This is a genomic window from Pseudomonas sp. lyk4-R2A-10, assembly GCF_030209075.1.
Lineage (GTDB): Bacteria > Pseudomonadota > Gammaproteobacteria > Pseudomonadales > Pseudomonadaceae > Aquipseudomonas > Aquipseudomonas glycinae.
In genome coordinates this window covers 79,147-97,339 of record NZ_JARVSR010000006.1, presented here as the reverse complement: position 1 = coordinate 97,339, position 18,193 = coordinate 79,147, and the positions used below count along the sequence as shown (strand labels likewise).

The 18,193-nt window shown below is 59.6% G+C and carries 16 protein-coding genes; 6 read left to right on the top strand and 10 right to left on the bottom strand.

The window, feature by feature from the left end; genetic code table 11:
• Positions 1-245: 245 nt before the first annotated feature.
• Genes QRN46_RS09745 through sdhC form a run of 4 tightly spaced genes read right to left on the bottom strand, consistent with a single transcriptional unit; the run spans position 246 to position 3,474 of the window.
• A complete protein-coding gene (locus tag QRN46_RS09745; protein ID WP_007959035.1) occupies positions 246-950 on the bottom strand; it encodes a succinate dehydrogenase iron-sulfur subunit in 705 nt (234 codons plus the stop codon).
• A gap of 11 nt (positions 951-961) precedes the next feature.
• Positions 962-2,734, bottom strand: a complete 1,773-nt coding sequence (sdhA, locus tag QRN46_RS09740; protein WP_011333114.1) for a succinate dehydrogenase flavoprotein subunit — start codon at positions 2,732-2,734, stop codon at positions 962-964.
• Positions 2,735-2,737: 3 nt separating this feature from the next.
• On the bottom strand, positions 2,738-3,106 hold the full coding sequence (gene sdhD, locus QRN46_RS09735; RefSeq protein ID WP_007977503.1) for a succinate dehydrogenase, hydrophobic membrane anchor protein: 369 nt from the start codon (positions 3,104-3,106) through the stop codon (positions 2,738-2,740).
• Entirely contained in the window at positions 3,100-3,474 is a 375-nt protein-coding gene (gene sdhC / locus QRN46_RS09730) for a succinate dehydrogenase, cytochrome b556 subunit (protein WP_011333113.1), read from the bottom strand. The genes sdhD and sdhC overlap by 7 nt, the downstream gene beginning before the upstream one ends.
• Positions 3,475-3,838: 364 nt before the next feature.
• Between sdhC and gltA the strand changes: the two genes are divergently transcribed.
• The gene (gene gltA / locus QRN46_RS09725; protein ID WP_007959044.1) at positions 3,839-5,128 is read left to right on the top strand and encodes a citrate synthase; all 1,290 of its coding nucleotides are present in this window, start codon (positions 3,839-3,841) and stop codon (positions 5,126-5,128) included.
• Between the two features lie 1,039 nt (positions 5,129-6,167).
• On the opposite strand, the gene QRN46_RS09720 is transcribed toward gltA, so the two are convergent.
• From QRN46_RS09720 to QRN46_RS09710, 3 genes are all read right to left on the bottom strand, one after another.
• Entirely contained in the window at positions 6,168-7,826 is a 1,659-nt protein-coding gene (locus QRN46_RS09720) for a cation acetate symporter (RefSeq protein WP_011333112.1), read from the bottom strand.
• Entirely contained in the window at positions 7,823-8,134 is a 312-nt protein-coding gene (locus QRN46_RS09715; RefSeq protein WP_011333111.1) for a DUF485 domain-containing protein, read from the bottom strand. The genes QRN46_RS09720 and QRN46_RS09715 overlap by 4 nt, the downstream gene beginning before the upstream one ends.
• 230 nt (positions 8,135-8,364) lie before the next feature.
• On the bottom strand, positions 8,365-9,216 hold the full coding sequence (locus tag QRN46_RS09710) for a glycine betaine ABC transporter substrate-binding protein (protein ID WP_011333110.1): 852 nt from the start codon (positions 9,214-9,216) through the stop codon (positions 8,365-8,367).
• 287 nt (positions 9,217-9,503) lie between these two features.
• Here QRN46_RS09710 and QRN46_RS09705 point away from each other — a divergent pair, with 287 nt between their 5' ends.
• Positions 9,504-11,099, top strand: coding sequence for a glycoside hydrolase family 17 protein (locus tag QRN46_RS09705; RefSeq protein WP_285354586.1), 1,596 nt, complete (start codon positions 9,504-9,506; stop codon positions 11,097-11,099).
• A 30-nt stretch (positions 11,100-11,129) separates the two neighbouring features.
• On the opposite strand, the gene QRN46_RS09700 is transcribed toward QRN46_RS09705, so the two are convergent.
• Positions 11,130-11,498 (bottom strand): hypothetical protein, encoded by a 369-nt coding sequence (locus QRN46_RS09700; protein WP_011333108.1) that lies wholly within the window; start codon positions 11,496-11,498, stop codon positions 11,130-11,132.
• 223 nt (positions 11,499-11,721) lie between these two features.
• Here QRN46_RS09700 and mlaY point away from each other — a divergent pair, with 223 nt between their 5' ends.
• Positions 11,722-13,020 carry a lipid asymmetry maintenance lipase MlaY gene (gene mlaY, locus QRN46_RS09695; protein ID WP_011333107.1) on the top strand — a complete coding sequence of 433 codons (1,299 nt, stop codon included), beginning with the start codon at positions 11,722-11,724 and terminating at the stop codon, positions 13,018-13,020.
• Positions 13,013-13,801: an MlaA family lipoprotein gene (locus QRN46_RS09690; protein WP_011333106.1), complete on the top strand. Its 789-nt coding sequence runs from the start codon at positions 13,013-13,015 to the stop codon at positions 13,799-13,801. Before mlaY ends, QRN46_RS09690 begins: the two co-directional genes overlap by 8 nt.
• A 64-nt stretch (positions 13,802-13,865) precedes the next feature.
• On the opposite strand, the gene QRN46_RS09685 is transcribed toward QRN46_RS09690, so the two are convergent.
• Positions 13,866-14,780, bottom strand: coding sequence for a DUF808 domain-containing protein (locus QRN46_RS09685; protein WP_011333105.1), 915 nt, complete (start codon positions 14,778-14,780; stop codon positions 13,866-13,868).
• Between the two features lie 134 nt (positions 14,781-14,914).
• Between QRN46_RS09685 and QRN46_RS09680 the strand changes: the two genes are divergently transcribed.
• A complete protein-coding gene (locus QRN46_RS09680) occupies positions 14,915-15,520 on the top strand; it encodes a TetR/AcrR family transcriptional regulator (protein WP_007959290.1) in 606 nt (201 codons plus the stop codon).
• A 90-nt stretch (positions 15,521-15,610) separates the two neighbouring features.
• On the opposite strand, the gene QRN46_RS09675 is transcribed toward QRN46_RS09680, so the two are convergent.
• Complete coding sequence (locus tag QRN46_RS09675) at positions 15,611-16,051, bottom strand: GlcG/HbpS family heme-binding protein (RefSeq protein ID WP_007959289.1); 441 nt, start codon at positions 16,049-16,051, stop codon at positions 15,611-15,613.
• A 268-nt stretch (positions 16,052-16,319) separates the two neighbouring features.
• On the opposite strand from QRN46_RS09675, the gene gcl reads away from it, so the two are divergent.
• Entirely contained in the window at positions 16,320-18,095 is a 1,776-nt protein-coding gene (gene gcl / locus QRN46_RS09670; protein ID WP_011333103.1) for a glyoxylate carboligase, read from the top strand.
• Positions 18,096-18,193: the final 98 nt, after the last annotated feature.

The window sequence follows — 18,193 nt, the reverse complement described above, 5'->3', positions numbered from 1 at the left end:
ACCCTCGGTTAGGGGAACACCATCGGTGCCGACACCGAGCAAGCTTGCAGAAGTCCGAATGCAGCGACCAAAACAAGCCACTTAGGATCACACTGATAGTCCGGGTACCAGCCCGGATGCCCCTGCTTGTCTCATTTCTTCAAAATAAGAGCCGCAGCTTATGGCTGCTGCTCTGGTTATAGCCATGGCGCGGGTTGAAGCCCGCGCCTAAGCCCTCTGCGGGTACAGCGGTTACAGCAGCTGAATCACACGCCGCTCGAAAGCAGCATGTTACGGATGTGACCGATGGCCTTAGTCGGGTTCAGGCCTTTCGGACATACGTTGACGCAGTTCATGATGCCCCGGCAGCGGAAGACGCTGAACGGGTCATCGAGGGACGCCAGACGCTCGGACGTCTTGGTATCACGGCTGTCTGCCAGGAAGCGGTACGCTTGCAGCAGGGCAGCTGGACCCAGGAACTTGTCCGGGTTCCACCAGAAGGACGGGCAAGAGGTCGAGCAGCAGGCGCACAGGATGCACTCGTACAGACCGTCGAGCTTTTCACGCTCTTCAGGGGACTGCAGACGCTCGATGGCCGGAGCCGGCGTGTCGTTCTGCAGGAATGGCTTAACCTTCTCGTATTGCTTGTAGAAGATGCTCATATCGACAACCAGGTCACGGATAACCGGCAAACCTGGCAGCGGACGAACGATCAGCTTGTTACCTTTGACGACAGCGGACAGCGGCGTGATGCACGCCAGGCCGTTCTTGCCGTTGATGTTCATGCCATCGGAGCCACAGACGCCTTCACGGCAGGAGCGACGATAGGAGAAACCTTCGTCCTGCTCTTTGATCAGGGCCAGCACGTCCAGCACCATCAGGTCTTTACCACCGGTATCAACCTGGAATTCCTGCATGAACGGCGCAGCGTCCTGATCAGGGTTGTAACGATAAACACTGACTTGCAACATGGCGGTCACCCTTAATAAGTCCGGACTTTAGGTTCGAAAGTCGGAACAGTCTTCGGCGAGAAGTTCACGGCACGCTTGGCGACGCGTTTCTCACCCGGGAAGTACAGGGTGTGGCACAGCCAGTTTTCGTCGTCACGATCTTCGAAGTCTTCACGGGCGTGAGCACCGCGGGACTCTTTACGTACTTCGGCAGCGATGGCGGTAGCTTCAGCCACTTCCAGCAGGTTTTGCAGTTCCAGCGCTTCGATACGGGCAGTGTTGAACGCCTGCGACTTGTCGTTGATCTTCACGTTGGCGATGCGCTTGCGCAGATCGGCCAGCTGGGCAATACCCTTCTGCATGTATTCGCCGGTACGGAATACACCGAAGTAGTTCTGCATGCAGCTTTGCAGCTCGCGACGCAGGGTAGCGACGTCTTCGCCGTCGGTACGGTTGTTCAGGGCGTTCAGACGTGCCAGGGCAGCTTCGATGTCGGCTTCGGTAGCGTCGTCGTATTCGATGCCGTCGGTCAGCGCCTTCTCCAGGTGCAGGCCGGCAGCGCGGCCGAATACCACCAGGTCGAGCAGCGAGTTGCCGCCCAGACGGTTGGCACCGTGAACCGATACGCAAGCCACTTCACCTACCGCGAACAGACCAGGAATGATCTGATCCACGCCTTCGGCGTCCTGGGTGATCGCCTGGCCATGAATGTTGGTGGCAACGCCACCCATCATGTAGTGGCAAGTCGGAACAACCGGAACCGGAGCAACCACCGGATCAACGTGTGCGAAAGTCTTCGACAGCTCGCAGATACCTGGCAGACGGCTGTGCAGCACTTCCTCGCCCAGGTGGTCGAGTTTGAGCATCACGTGGTCGCCATTCGGACCGCAACCATTACCGGCGATGATCTCTTTAACCATCGAACGGGCAACCACGTCACGACCGGCAAGGTCTTTGGCGTTCGGAGCATAACGCTCCATGAAACGCTCGCCGTGCTTGTTGATCAGGTAACCACCTTCACCACGGCAACCTTCGGTCACCAGTACACCGGCGCCGGCGATGCCGGTCGGGTGGAACTGCCACATTTCGATGTCTTGTACCGGCACGCCAGCACGCAGAGCCATGCCGACGCCGTCACCGGTGTTGATCAGGGCGTTGGTGGTGGATGCATAGATACGACCTGCACCGCCGGTAGCCAGTACGGTGGCTTTGGCGCGGATGTAGGTGGTTTCGCCGGTTTCGATGCAGATCGCGATCACACCGACGAATTCGCCTTCCTGGTTTTTCACCAGGTCGACAGCGTAGTACTCGTTCAGGAACGTGGTACCGGCTTTCAGGTTGCCCTGATAAAGGGTGTGCAGCAGCGCGTGACCGGTACGGTCGGAAGCGGCGCAGGTGCGGGCAGCCTGCCCGCCTTTACCGTAATCCTTCGACTGACCGCCGAACGGACGCTGGTAGATACGGCCTTGCTCGGTACGCGAGAACGGCAGACCCATGTGGTCCAGCTCGAAAACGGCAGCCGGGCCTTCCTGACACATGTATTCGATAGCGTCCTGGTCACCGATGTAGTCGGAACCCTTGACGGTATCGTACATGTGCCAGCGCCAGTCATCGTTCGGGTCGGCCGAAGCGATGGCGCAGGTGATCCCGCCCTGTGCGGACACAGTGTGCGAACGGGTCGGGAAAACCTTGGTGATCACGGCAGTCTTGTGACCGCCCTGTGCCAGTTGCAGCGCTGCGCGCATGCCGGCACCGCCGCCACCAATAATGATGGCGTCGAAAGAAATCGTTGGAATGTTAGCCATGAATCAGATACCCCAGAGAATCTGCACACCCCAGACGAAGTAAGCGAACATCGCGACGCCGCATACTGCCTGGAAAAGGAAACGTACTGCAGTCGCGGACTTGCCCAGCGCCATTGGCGTCAGGTAGTCGGTCGCGATGGTCCACATGCCGACCCAGGCGTGAGCGCCCAGGGCAACCAGTGCCAGCAGACTGAAGATACGCATTCCGTTGTGGGCGAACAGGCCGTGCCATTGGTCGTAGCCAATGCCCGGGTTCGCGGCGAGGTAGCCGATCAGGAATATGAAATAAGCCGCGAGAACGACCGCAGACACACGCTGCGCCATCCAGTCATAGAGGCCCGAACGCGAAAGGTTTGTAACGCTGGTTACCATATCCAAACTCCTGCCAGAACGATCAGCACCACGGAAACGGCGATGATCAGTTTCGAGCCCAGGCGGCCGCCTTCCAGCGTCTCACCGATGCCCATGTCCATGATCAAGTGGCGCACACCGGCAACCAGGTGATACAGAAGAGCGGACAGGAGGCCCCATGCTACGAACTTGGCCAGCGGGCTGGTCAAGCATGCCTTCACCTCGACATAACCTTCCTCGGAACCCAGGGATTTGCCCAATGCATAAAGCATGATGCCAAGGCCCAGGAAGAGGATGATGCCGGAAACACGGTGAAGAAACGACGTAACGCCGGTGATGGGGAGTTTGATGGTCCTTAGGTCTAGGTTTACAGGTCGTTGGCTTTTCACGGCTTTTTTTTCACACTGAAGAGCCCCTAACAATCAGGGCAAAGTTGTTGGGGAGTGCACTGGTCAGGTAACCACCACCCAGGGATGCGACCCCCAATGAAAGCAAGCCCAAAAGCCCTTGGCGGTCGGTCGCCGAGTATAGACAGTTAGGCTACTAATGACAACGCAATCGCCTACCCCCAATAGCGGATTGCACAAGTCGTATAAAAGGCGTAAATGGCAGGCAATTTCGAGGAAAAAGTACGGTTAAAGCCTTCTGGAGCAAGACTTTAGGCAAATTGACATTCGAATTTATCTCACTATAGTGGTGCGGGCCCTGCGTGGGGGGTCTGTCTGATGATTTCAAGCATAAATAGGAGGCCACATGGCTGACAAAAAAGCGCAGTTGATCATCGAGGGCGCAGCCCCCGTCGAGCTGCCCATTTTAACCGGCACCGTTGGTCCCGATGTTATCGATGTTCGGGGCCTGACGGCCACGGGCCGCTTCACTTTCGACCCCGGTTTCATGTCGACCGCTTCCTGCGAATCGAAGATCACCTATATCGACGGCGACAACGGCATCCTGCTGCACCGCGGCTACCCGATCGAACAGCTGGCTGAAAAGTCGGACTACCTGGAAACCTGCTACCTGCTGCTGAACGGCGAATTGCCGACTGCAGAGCAAAAGGCCCAGTTCGTCGGCACCGTGAAGAACCACACCATGGTTCACGAGCAGCTGAAAACCTTCTTCAACGGCTTCCGCCGTGACGCCCACCCGATGGCTGTCATGTGTGGTGTAGTCGGCGCCCTCTCGGCCTTCTACCACGACTCCCTCGACATCAATAACCCGCAGCATCGCGAAATCTCCGCGATCCGCCTGGTTGCCAAGATGCCGACCCTGGCCGCGATGGTTTACAAGTACTCCATGGGCCAACCCATGATGTACCCGCGCAACGACCTGTCGTACGCGGAAAACTTCCTGCACATGATGTTCAACACCCCGTGCGAGATCAAACCGATCAGCCCGGTACTCGCCAAGGCCATGGACCGGATCTTCATCCTCCACGCCGACCACGAGCAGAACGCCTCGACCTCCACCGTGCGTCTGGCGGGCTCCTCGGGTGCCAACCCGTTCGCCTGTATCGCCGCCGGCATCGCCGCACTGTGGGGCCCTGCCCACGGCGGTGCGAACGAAGCCGTGCTGACCATGCTCGATGAAATCGGCGATGTTTCGAACATCGACAAGTTCATCGCCAAGGCCAAGGACAAGAACGATCCGTTCAAACTGATGGGCTTCGGTCACCGCGTCTACAAGAACCGCGACCCTCGCGCGACTGTCATGAAGCAGACCTGCGACGAAGTGCTGAAGGAACTGGGCATCCAGAACGACCCGCAACTCGAACTGGCCATGCGCCTGGAAGAGATCGCCCTGACCGATCCGTACTTCATCGAGCGCTCGCTGTACCCGAACGTCGACTTCTACTCGGGGATCATCCTCAAGGCGATCGGCATTCCGACCAGCATGTTCACTGTGATCTTCGCCCTGGCACGTACTGTCGGCTGGATTTCGCACTGGAAGGAAATGCTCTCAAGCCCGTACAAGATTGGCCGTCCGCGTCAGCTGTACACTGGTTATGAGTCGCGGGATATCACCAAGCTGGAAGACCGCAAATAAGAGCTGTCTTGCGATAGCGTCTTAGCGTTTTACCGGGAACGGCCTCCATGTGAATGGGGGCCGTTTTTCGTTTTGGGCATCTCAGCGGCCTTTGGGCCGACTGTTTTTTTGTTGATTGGGTGTATATCCGTTGCTTCGGGTGCTGCCGCTGGCGGTTTCGCTCTTACAGCGAGTCCCTTTTTCAAACGCCAAAAAGGAACCAAAAGGCTTTTGCCCCGGCGTACGGCACTTCGCTTAGGCTCAGTGCTCCCTCGCTACGGTGTCCATCAGGGGGCATCGCCTACGGTTTGCTTCGCTGCACCTCCTCTCGATGTATGCGGCTGCGCCGCACGGCGCTGCGCGCCTACCCCCTGATGGACACCTCCGCTCGGCCTGCCGAAGGGGCTAAAGATCAAAAGCCAGAGCCAGAGCAGAAGCCAGATCAAGAGCCCCCCCCTCACCCTAGCCCTCTCCCGGAGGGAGAGGGAACTGACTGAGTGGTTTGGGAGAGGTTCGCCGACGTGCGATAACGCGTTGAACTCAGGTTTTGAAAAGCACAAAAATCGGCTCCCTCTCCTCGGGGAGAGGGTTGGGGTGAGGGGTAAATCCACCACAAATCCAAAGCCGAACACCCCACGCCCCTCCCCACTCACCACTCACCACAATGAGCGTTAGCTCGAGTACCGCTTTTGATCGCAGGGCCCGTCGGCAGGCTGAGTGGAGGGATTGATCCGGGGGTGGGAGCGCAGCGACCGTTTGGCGAAGCCAAACACATCGAGAGGAGGTGCAGCGAAGCAAACCGTAGGCGATGCCCCCGGATCAATCCCGGAGCGAAGGAACCCGAGCCACAGCGAGGGCCGAACGTCAGGGTAAAGCCTTTTGGGTTACCTTTTCGGCGTTTGGAAAAGGTGACTCGCCGTAAGGGCGAAACCCTAAGAAGCCGTTACCGCAGCAACGGATATACACCCAACCCCCAAGAACATCCGATAACCGCCCACAAAAAAATGCCCCAATCTCTCGACCAGGGCATTTTCATTCAACTCAACCTACACAAAAAGCCTCAGTGCGAAACCGCCCCACTAGCCCCCAACCCAGTCTGCGAACGCACAAACTGCGGGAAGAACAGCGCACGCTCATTCTCGGCTTCGGCCGACTTATCGGTGACCGAGAAGAACCAGATCCCGATAAACGCAATGATCATCGAGAACAACGCCGGATACTCGTAAGGGAAGATCGCCTTCTCATGATGCAGAATCTGCACCCAGATGGTCGGGCCAAGAATCATCAGACCCACCGCACTCACCAGGCCCAGCCAGCCGCCAATCATGGCGCCACGAGTGGTCAGCTTCTTCCAGTACATCGAAAGCAGCAGCACCGGGAAGTTGCAGCTTGCCGCGATGGAGAACGCCAGGCCAACCATGAACGCAATGTTCTGGCTTTCGAACAGGATGCCCAGGCCAATGGCCAGAACGCCCAGCGCGATGGTGGTGATCTTCGAAACGCGGATCTCATCCTTCTCGTTGGCCTTGCCCTTCTTGATCACGCTGGCGTACAGGTCGTGAGACACCGCCGAAGCCCCGGCCAGGGTCAGACCGGCCACGACCGCCAGAATGGTCGCGAACGCTACCGCCGAGATGAAGCCGAGGAACACGCTGCCGCCCACGGCATTGGCCAGGTGCACCGCCGCCATGTTGTTGCCGCCGAGTAGAGCGCCCGCCGCATCTTTGAAGGCCGGGTTGGTGCTGACCAGCAGGATCGCGCCGAAGCCGATGATGAAGGTCAGGATGTAGAAGTAGCCAATGAAACCGGTCGCGTACAGCACGCTCTTACGGGCTTCTTTCGCGTCGCTAACGGTGAAGAAGCGCATCAGGATGTGCGGCAGGCCGGCGGTACCGAACATCAGCGCCAGACCCAGGGAGAACGCCGAGATCGGGTCTTTGACCAGACCGCCCGGGCTCATGATCGCTTCACCCTTGGCGTGAACCTTGATGGCTTCGGAGAACAGGGTGTTGAAGTCGAAGTTGACGTGCTTCATCACCATCAGCGCCATGAACGAGGCACCGGACAGCAACAGCACCGCCTTGATGATCTGCACCCAGGTAGTCGCCAGCATGCCGCCGAACAGCACGTACAGGCACATCAGGATACCGACCAGAATCACCGCGACGTGGTAGTCGAGACCGAACAGCAGCTGGATCAGCTTGCCGGCACCGACCATTTGCGCGATCAGGTAGAACGCTACCACCACCAGCGAACCGCAGGCCGACAGGGTGCGGATCTGGGTTTGCCCGAGGCGGTAGGACGCCACGTCGGCAAAGGTGTATTTACCCAAGTTACGCAGACGCTCGGCGATCAGGAACAGAATGATCGGCCAGCCCACCAGGAAGCCGATCGAGTAGATCAGGCCGTCGTAGCCGGAGGTGAACACCAGCGCGGAAATACCCAGGAAGGACGCCGCCGACATGTAGTCACCGGCAATTGCCAGACCGTTCTGGAAACCGGTGATCTTGCCGCCCGCCGCATAGTAGTCGGCCGCCGACTTGTTGCGCTTGGACGCCCAGTAGGTGATGCACAGGGTCGCGCCAACGAACACCACGAACATGACGATCGCGGAAACGTTGAGTGGTTGTTTGTGGACTTCGCCGGTCAGGGCGTCAGCGGCCCAGACGGCCGGAGCGAACGCTGCGATGCTCAAAAGAGCCAGTAGACGCCGGATCATTGCTGAGCCTCCTTGAGAATCGCGTTGTTCAGGTCGTCGAACTCGCCATTGGCGCGGCGCACGTAAATGCCGGTCAGGATGAAGGCCGAGACAATCAGTCCGACACCGATCGGGATGCCCCAGGTGATGGATGATTCGGGACTGATTTTCGTCCCGAGCACTTGCGGCCCGTACGCGATCAGAAGGATGAAGCCGGAGTAGAGCCCGAGCATGATCGCCGAGAGTATCCAGGCGAACCTTTCTCTTTTCTTGACCAGCTCCTTGAAGCGCGGGCTGTTCTGAATCGAGAGGTAAATGCTGTCGTTCATTGTTTTTATCCTCGCAGCACAGATTTTTATTTTTGGAACATATCCACTGTATGCGGCTGCGAGCCGGGTTCCAGACGACCTTAGTAGTAGAACGCCATGACGTTTTTGCCAATTTCCAGACGGATCGAAAACGGCCAACGCTGCCTATTAATAGAGGACAAACAAAAAAGGCCGCCCGACGGTCATGTCGGGCGGCCCTGGGAAGCGCAGATTAGACGCTTCGGCTTAAATCACTTGGTCCAGTCGGCAACACGCTCAGGGTGCTTGGCAACCCAATCCTTGGCCGCTGCGTCAGGTTTTGCACCGTCCTGAATTGCCAGCATGACTTCGCCGATTTCGTCTTTCGAAGCCCACTGGAAGTTCTTCAGGAACTTGGCCACTTCCGGCGCCTTGGTCGCCAGTTCCTTGCTGCCGATGCTGTTCACGGTTTCAGCCGCGCCATACACGCCTTTCGGGTCGTCGAGGAAGCGCAGTTTCCACTTGGCGAACATCCAGTGCGGCACCCAGCCGGTGACGGCGATGGATTCGTTTTTCTTCTCGGCGCGAGTCAGCTCGGCAATCATGCCGGCGCCGGAACTGGCCTTGAGGGTGTATTTGTCGAGGCCGTAATCCTTGATCGCCTGATCGGTCTTGAGCATCACGCCCGAACCGGCATCGATGCCGACGATGCGATTCTTGAAGGAGTCGTCGGTTTTCAGGTCTTCGATGGTCTTGGCCTTGACGTACTCCGGCACGATCAGACCGATTTTCGCGTCCTTGAAGTTCGGGCCGTAATCGACGACCTGATCCTTGTTCTTGGTCCAGTATTCGCCGTGGGTCACTGGCAGCCAGGCCGAGAGCATGGCGTCGAGTTTGCCGGTGGCAACGCCCTGCCACATGATGCCGGTGGCGACGGCCTGCAGTTTCACGTCGTAGCCGAGTTTCTGCTTGATCACTTCGGCTGCCACGTGAGTGGTCGCGACGCTGTCGGACCAGCCGTCAACGTAACCGATGTTCAGGGTCTGTTTTTCAGCGCTGGCGAAAGTGGAGCTCATCGCAAGTACCAGAGCGGCACCTGCGCCTAAAAGTCGTCGCATCTTCATCGTTACTTCCCCGAAATGCTGCGCCCGGCGGATGCCGGGCATCGTCAACGTATTGTTATGGTGCACAGCGCCCCCATCACGCCTGACCGCAAACTCGTTAGAACATCAGCGGAGTACTGACGCTTTTGATCATCAACCTGACGCCCGATAAGACCTGCTCTGCCAGCGACCTCGAAGCAATGAGAAACGACATCAGAAAGCCATTAACTGCGTCCGGATATTTGGCGCCAGACAATCCGCCCGAACTTTGCATGTCAAAATCGTGCGGGCCACCAACCTGCTTATAAATGCAGGTAACATGCGTCGCTTTGCAGCCACTCGGCCTGACCATGTCCGCGACTTCCCGTTTCCCCTTTCTTCCCTATCTGTTCGCCTGCCTGCTCGGGCTGTTTGCCCTGTGCGGTTTCTGGTACGGCCTCGGTAAACCGGTGATCCTGCCGGACGTCGCCACCCCTACCCACAAGCTGCAATGCGCCTCCTATACCCCGTTCGACAAAGACCAGTCGCCGTTCGACGTGCCGTTCAAACTGCGCCCGGAGCGCATGGACGCCGACCTCGCCCTGCTCGCCACCCGCTTCGAATGCATCCGCACCTACTCAATGAGCGGCCTCGAAGCGCTGCCGGATCTGGCGCGCAAACATGGTTTGAAGTTGATGATCGGTGCGTGGGTCAACAGCAATCCGGTGGACACCGAGAAGGAAGTCGACTTGCTGATCGCCTCGGCCAACGCCAACCCGGATGTGGTCAGCGCCGTGATCGTCGGCAACGAAGCCTTGCTGCGCAAAGAGGTTACCGCGACCCAGCTGGTGAAGCTGATCAACAAGGTCAAGAGCCACATCAAGCAGCCGGTGACCTATGCCGATGTCTGGGAGTTCTGGCTCAAGCACCCGGAAGTCGCGCCGGCGGTTGATTTCCTGACCATTCATTTGCTGCCGTACTGGGAAGACGATCCGTCGAACATCGACGCCGCGCTGCATCATGTAGCGGAAGTGCGCCAGGTGTTCGGCAACAAGTTCGCCCCCAAGGACGTGATGATTGGCGAAACCGGCTGGCCGAGCGAAGGTCGCCAGCGCGAGACCGCCCTGCCGAGCCGGGTCAACGAGGCCAAGTTCATTCGTGGTTTTGTCACCCTCGCCGAAAAGGAGGGCTGGCGTTACAACCTGATCGAAGCGTTCGACCAGCCATGGAAGCGCGGCAGCGAAGGCGCGGTCGGCGGTTACTGGGGGCTGTTCGATGCTGATCGCCAAGACAAGGGCGTGCTGGCCGGCCCGGTGTCGAACGTGCCGTACTGGTCGCAGTGGCTGGCGGTCGGCGGGCTGATTTTCCTCGGAACATTGCTGCTGGGCGGTCGGGTTAGTACGACGCGTTCGGCACTGATCCTGCCGCTGCTCAGCGCCCTCGCCGTCTGTTCGATCGGTGCCTGGAGTGATCTGGCCCGGGTCACCACGCGGTTTGCCAGCGAATGGTTGTGGGTCGGGTTGCTGACGGCTTTGAATCTGTTGGTGCTGGCCCATGCCGCGCTGACCTTGAGCGCCCGTAATGGCTGGCGTGAACGGGCGTTCAACGCTTTCGAGCGACGGGCCGGCTGGCTGGTGGCGGCAGCCGGTTTTGCCGCTGCGGTGATGATGCTGGAGTTGGTGTTCGATCCGCGCTATCGCAGCTTCCCGAGCGTGGCGTTCATCCTGCCGGCGCTGGTTTACCTGTGCCGTCCAGTGCGAGTGGCCCGTCGAGAGATTGCCCTGCTGACCTTCATCATCGGCGCAGGCATTGCGCCGCAGCTGTTCCGTGAAGGATTGCAGAATCAGCAGGCGTGGGGTTGGGCGCTGGTCAGCGTGTTGATGGTGGCTGCACTTTGGCGCTGCCTGCGGGTTCGCGAGGGTTGACTCATAGAGATTACCCGCGATGACTGACGATCAGGCGTCGCGGGATTCCCGGACCAGTCGCAACCCGGCAATCACCACCGCAAACACCGCCAGCGTCGTGTTGTACAGCGCCAGCGCCGGCAACCCGAACACCAGCGCCAGCACCGCCAGCCACCACCCTGCCCGTCCCGGCACGACAAAACCGATCACCGCAGCCGCGACCGCCGCCCAGCCCAGCATCTGGAAATGAATCATCAGGCCCAGGTTCGAGCGCACCGAGCATTCCCAGCGGCTCGCCTCATCCACGCAGATGCCCACCCACTGCGCATCCTCCATGAAGCCATAACGCGCGCCATAACTGGCGGCCAGCCACAGCGGCAACAGAACGAGCAGCAGAATCACGGGCAAGCGGCGGGACATGGAACACTCCAATCGATGAAATCGGCGGCCAGCTTAATCTGCCGCCGCGCATACGCAAGGACTAACAACTCTTAACTGGTCATTCCTTCCTTGCAAAGTGTATCGTCCGGCTACTATTACTCCGAATTCCGTCAGTTTGGTGCCGTGGCATGGCACTTTGGCGCAAACCCGGTGGTCATAGCCTGCGAACCTCATTCGGCACCTTCCTCTAAGGGATCTAGTCATGCTCCGTTCCTTGCGCTTCGCCGCCCTGTTTGGCGGCCTTATTCTGAGTGCGTCCGCGCTGGCGGTGGATATCGACGCCGCCAGCTATGGCTATCCCCTGACCAACCCGTTCGAGGCGACCATCGCCACCACGCCGCCGGACTTGCGCCCTGATCTGCCACTGGACGAGGACATCGATCAGACTGATCGCAGCGTCACCCTGCGCCCCGAGCGCGAATTCATCCTGCCGGACAATTTCTGGCCAGTGAAAAAACTGACCTATCGCATCGCCACCCAGGACAAGGCCGCACCGCTGATCTTTCTGATCGCCGGCACCGGCGCGCGCTACGACAGCACGCTCAACGAATACCTGAAGAAGCTTTATTACAAGGCCGGTTACCACGTGGTGCAGTTGTCATCGCCGACCAGCTTCGACTTCATGAGCGCCGCCTCGCGTTTCGCCACCCCCGGCGTGACCAAGGAAGATGCCGAAGACATGTACCGGGTGATGCAGGCCGTGCGGGCGCAAAACCCGAAACTGCCGGTCACTGACTATTACCTCAGCGGCTACAGCCTCGGCGCGCTGGACGCGGCGTTCGTGGCCCATCTGGATGAAACCCGGCGCAGCTTCAACTTCAAGAAAGTCCTGCTGCTGAATCCGCCGGTCAACCTCTACACCTCTATCACCAACCTCGACAAGCTGGTGCAGACCGAGGTCAAGGGCATCAACAACAGCACCACCTTCTATGAACTGGTGCTGAGCAAACTGACCCGCTACTTCCAGCAAAAAGGCTACATCGACCTCAACGATGCACTGCTCTACGACTTCCAGCAGTCCAAGCAGCACCTGAGCAACGAACAGATGGCGATGCTGATCGGCACCTCGTTCCGTTTCTCGGCGGCGGATATCGCGTTCACTTCCGACCTGATCAACCGTCGCGGCCTGATCACTCCGCCGAAATTCCCGATCACCGAAGGCACTAGCCTCACGCCGTTCCTAAAGCGTGCGCTGCAGTGCGACTTCGACTGCTACCTCACCGAACAGGTGATCCCGATGTGGCGCGCCCGCACAGACGGCGGCAGCCTGCTGCAACTGATCGATCAGGTGAGCCTGTACGCCTTGAAGGATTACCTGCACGACAGCCCGAAAATCGCCGTCATGCACAACGCCGATGACGTGATCCTCGGCCCGGGCGACCTCGGTTTCCTGCGCCGGACCTTCGGCGATCGCCTGACCGTTTACCCGCTGGGCGGCCATTGCGGCAACCTTAACTACCGCGTCAACAGCGACGCCATGCTGGAGTTCTTCCGTGGCTAAATATCTCCTGCTGATTGCAGCGCTCCTCAGTGCAGGTATGGCCCAGGCCGACAACAGCAAAGCCAATGCACCGGTGGTCATCGACAGCGACGGCTTCAAGGAGCCGCTGTCCAAACTCAAATTCAACCCGGGGCTGGATCAGCGCGAGTTCGAGCGCTCGACCCTCAGCGCGCTGAACGTCTACGACCCGCTGGAAGAGTGGAACCGCCGCGTCTACCACTTCAACTACCGCTTCGACCAATGGGTGTTCCTGCCGGTGGTCGATGGCTATCGCTACATCACCCCGAGCTTCGTGCGCACCGGCGTGAGCAACTTCTTCAACAACATTGGCGACGTGCCGAACCTGGTCAACAGCCTGTTGCAGTTCAAGGGCAAGCGCTCGATGGAAACCACCGCGCGCCTGCTGCTCAACACCACTATCGGCATCGCCGGGCTCTGGGATCCGGCCACCGCCATGGGCCTGCCGCGCCAGAACGAAGACTTCGGCCAGACCCTGGGCTTCTATGGCGTGCCGGGCGGTGCTTACTTCGTGCTGCCAATCCTCGGCCCGTCGAACCTGCGCGATACCGCAGGTCTGGCCGTGGACTACACCGCCGAGTCCGCGATCAACTTCCTCAACGTCTCGGAAGTCAGCTCCAACCATCCGGAAGTCTGGGTACTGCGCGGCGTCGACAAGCGTTACCAGACCAGCTTCCGCTACGGCCAGCTGAACTCACCGTTCGAGTACGAGAAGGTGCGCTACGTCTACACCGAGTCGCGCAAGTTGCAGATCGCCGAGTAAAAATGCCAGCCACAAAAAAGGCCATTCGATGCGAATCGAATGGCCTTTTTGTTTGCTTCAGGATTTAGCCTTTCAGGGCTTTCCAGACTTTGCCGATCACGGACACGCCCGCCAGCACCACCGCACCCGCGATGATCCCCGCCACGCCGTTCAACAGCATCGGCACCACAAACCCGGCGCCACCGGCCGCTGCGCCGACGCTTTCGATCCAGTGATGCACCACCGGCACGCCGTGGGTCAGGATGCCGCCACCGACCAGGAACATCGCAGCAGTGCCGATTACCGACAGGCTTTTCATCATGTACGGCGCCGCACGCAGAATGCTGTTGCCGATGCTTTTGGCCATCTGCCCGGGCTTCTGGGTCAGCCACAGACCGAGGTCATCGAGTTTGACGATGCCGGCCACCAGACCGTAAACGCCTACGGTCATGACGATGGCGATGCCCGACATCACGATCACTTGCTGGGTCAGCGAAGCATCGGCCACGGTGCCGAGGGTGATGGCGATAATTTCCGCCGAGAGGATAAAGTCGGTGCGGATCGCGCCCTTGATCTTGTCCTTCTCGTACGCCACCAGATCGGTTGCCGGATCAGCCACGGCTTCAACCAACTGCGCATGCTCGGCCTCGTCTTCAGCCTTGCTGTGCAGGAATTTGTGCGCGAGTTTTTCGAAACCTTCGAAACACAGGTAGGCGCCACCGACCATCAACAGTGGCGTCACCAGCCACGGCACGAACGCACTGATCGCCAGCGCCGACGGCACCAGAATCAGTTTGTTGACGAACGAGCCCTTGGCCACCGCCCAAACGACGGGGATTTCCCGCTCCGCGCGTACGCCCGAGACCTGCTGGGCATTGAGCGCCAAGTCGTCGCCGAGCACGCCGGCGGTCTTCTTGGCAGCCATTTTGGTCATCAACGCAACGTCGTCCAGAACGGTGGCGATGTCGTCGATCAGCACCAGCAAACTGCTTCCTGCCATGAATCTTGTTTCCTTATGTGAATAATGCCGCGCAGCATACCGCGACTGCAGGCCACACGGGGCATTGTTGAGCGCCGCGCGAGGCCGGTGCTACCATGCGCAACCGCCAGAACAGGCAAGGAACCACCGGGTTTATGAGCACAATCCGCGAGCGCAACAAAGAACTGATCCTGCGTGCAGCCAGTGAAGAGTTTGCCGACAAGGGCTTCGCTGCGACCAAAACCAGCGACATCGCCGCCAAGGCAGGACTGCCCAAGCCCAACGTCTATTACTACTTCAAGTCCAAGGAAAACCTCTACCGCGAGGTGCTGGAAAGTATCATCGTGCCGATCCTGCAGGCCTCGACCCCGTTCAACCCGGACGGCGTACCGAGCGAAGTGCTGAGCGGTTACATCCGCTCGAAGATCCGCATCTCTCGCGACCTGCCCTTCGCCTCCAAGGTGTTCGCCAGCGAAATCATGCACGGCGCCCCGCACCTGAGCGCCGACCTGGTCGAGCAGCTCAACGGCCAGGCCAAGCACAACATCGACTGCATCCAGACCTGGATCGACCGCGGCCAGATCGCCCCGATCGACCCCAACCACCTGATGTTCAGCATCTGGGCCGCAACCCAGACCTACGCCGACTTCGACTGGCAGATCTCCGCCGTCACCGGCAAGGACAAGCTCGACGAAGCCGACTATGAAGCGGCAGCACAAACCATCATCCGGTTGGTGCTCAAGGGCTGCGAGCCGGACTGAAGACCGCCCTCCAGACACAAACAAGCCCGCCCTCACATCATCCTGTGAGGGCGGGCTTGTGCGTTTCAGCGACTATCCGGTTTTAGCCACTCAGGCCGCCACCCCCGCATCCGCCCGCAGGTCCAGAGCCTCCACGGCCTTGATTGCCACCTGCTCATCGATGTCCGACAGATCGCCGCTGATGCCGATCGCACCCAGCACGTTCCCCGCCTGATCACGAATCAACACACCGCCCGGTGCCGGCACGACGCTGCCCTGCCCCATGCTGTTGAGGGCGGCGATGAACGCCGGGCGTTGTTGCGCGTCCAGCGCCAGCAGGCGTGAGCCCTTGCCCAGGGCGATGGCGCCCCAGGCTTTGCCGATGGCGATGTTCGGGCGCAGCAGGCTGGCGCCGTCTTCGCGTTGCAAGGTGACCAGGTGGCCGCCGGTATCCAGTACTGCAATGGTCAGCGGTGCGGCGGAGATCGCCCGCCCTGCGCTGATGGCTTCGTTGACCAGCTTGACTGCGACTTTCAAGGTTAAAGCGCTCATGGTGCCGTCCTCATTTTGTTATTGGGAAAGTCGTTGGGCTGCGCTTTTCTGCCGCAGCCCGATGCAACAAATAGAACACAATGAATTATTTTTTTGTATACAATAATTCTCGAAAAGCGCCTCATGCGACGAAAAGCCACAGCAGAACAGGCTTCCGACGAATGAAACAGGCGCTTGAGAAAATGGATTGACCTGCGCCGTCCGCCGTGAATACACTCTGCGCAAAGCCACTTGTATACAATTACAAAACGTAAAGAGGCACAAAACCATGAGCAAAATGAGAGCAATCGAAGCCGCCGTTCTGGTGATGCGCCGTGAAGGGGTTGATACCGCTTTTGGCATTCCAGGCGCTGCAATCAACCCGCTGTACTCCGCCCTGCAGAAAGTCGGTGGCATCGATCACGTCCTCGCTCGCCACGTTGAAGGCGCCTCGCACATGGCCGAGGGCTACACCCGCACCAAGGCCGGCAACATCGGCGTGTGCATCGGTACTTCCGGCCCGGCCGGTACCGACATGGTCACCGGTCTGTACAGCGCCTCCGCGGACTCGATCCCGATCCTCTGCATCACCGGGCAAGCCCCCCGCGCCCGTATGCACAAGGAAGACTTCCAGGCCGTCGACATCACCAGCATCGTCAAGCCGGTGACCAAGTGGGCGACCACCGTTCTGGAGCCGGGCCAGGTGCCTTACGCCTTCCAGAAAGCCTTCTACGAAATGCGCTCCGGCCGTCCAGGCCCGGTGCTGATCGACCTGCCGTTCGACGTGCAGATGGCTGAAATCGAATTCGACATTGACGCTTACCAGCCACTGCCGCTGGCCAAGCCGAGCGCGACCCGCGTGCAAGTCGAAAAAGCCCTGGCGATGCTGGACCAGGCCGAGCGTCCATTGCTGGTGGCCGGCGGCGGCATCATCAACGCCGACGCCAGCGAGCTGCTGGTCGAGTTCGCCGAGCTGACCGGCATTCCAGTGATCCCGACCCTGATGGGCTGGGGCACCATTCCGGACGATCACCCGCTGATGGTCGGCATGGTCGGTCTGCAGACTTCGCACCGCTATGGCAACGCCACCCTGCTCAAGTCCGACGTGGTACTGGGTGTCGGCAACCGCTGGGCCAACCGTCACACCGGTTCGGTCGACGTTTACACCGAAGGCCGCAAGTTCATTCACGTCGACATCGAACCGACCCAGATCGGCCGCGTGTTCACCCCGGACCTGGGCATCGTTTCCGACGCCGCTGCCGCGCTGACCGTGTTCATCGAAGTCGCCCGTGAATGGCAAGCCGCCGGCAAACTGAAAAACCGCAGTGCCTGGCTGCAGGATTGCCAGCAGCGCAAAGCCAGCCTGCAACGCAAGACCCACTTCGACAATGTGCCGGTCAAGCCGCAGCGCGTTTACGAAGAAATGAACCAGGTGTTCGGCAAGGACACTTGCTACGTCAGCACCATCGGTCTGTCGCAGATTGCCGGCGCGCAGTTCCTGCACGTCTACAAGCCGCGTCACTGGATCAACTGTGGCCAGGCCGGCCCGTTGGGCTGGACCATTCCGGCAGCGCTGGGCGTGGTGAAGGCCGATCCGAACCGTAAAGTCGTGGCCCTGTCGGGGGACTATGACTTCCAGTTCATGATCGAAGAACTGGCGGTCGGCGCTCAGTTCAAACTGCCGTACATCCACGTCGTGGTGAACAACTCGTACCTGGGGCTGATCCGTCAGGCCCAGCGCGGGTTCGATATGGACTACTGCGTGCAGCTGTCCTTCGATAACCTGAACGCGCCGGAACTCAACGGTTATGGTGTCGACCACGTGGCAGTCGCCGAAGGCCTTGGCTGCAAGGCACTGCGTGTGTTCGAACCGGCTGACATCGCTCCTGCCCTGCGCAAGGCCGAAGAGCTGATCGAAGAGTTCAAGGTGCCGGTGATCGTCGAGATCATTCTGGAGCGTGTGACCAACATCTCCATGGGGACCGAGATCAACGCCGTCAACGAATTCGAAGACCTGGCGCTGGTCGGCAACGATGCGCCTACCGCGATTTCGTTGCTCGACTGAACGTAACCGGCTCCCTCTCCCTCCGGGAGAGGGTGGCTACATGTCCCTCTCCCCCAGGAGAGGGGACTTGATCGCGTTCAGTCTGACCAACCGTGTCA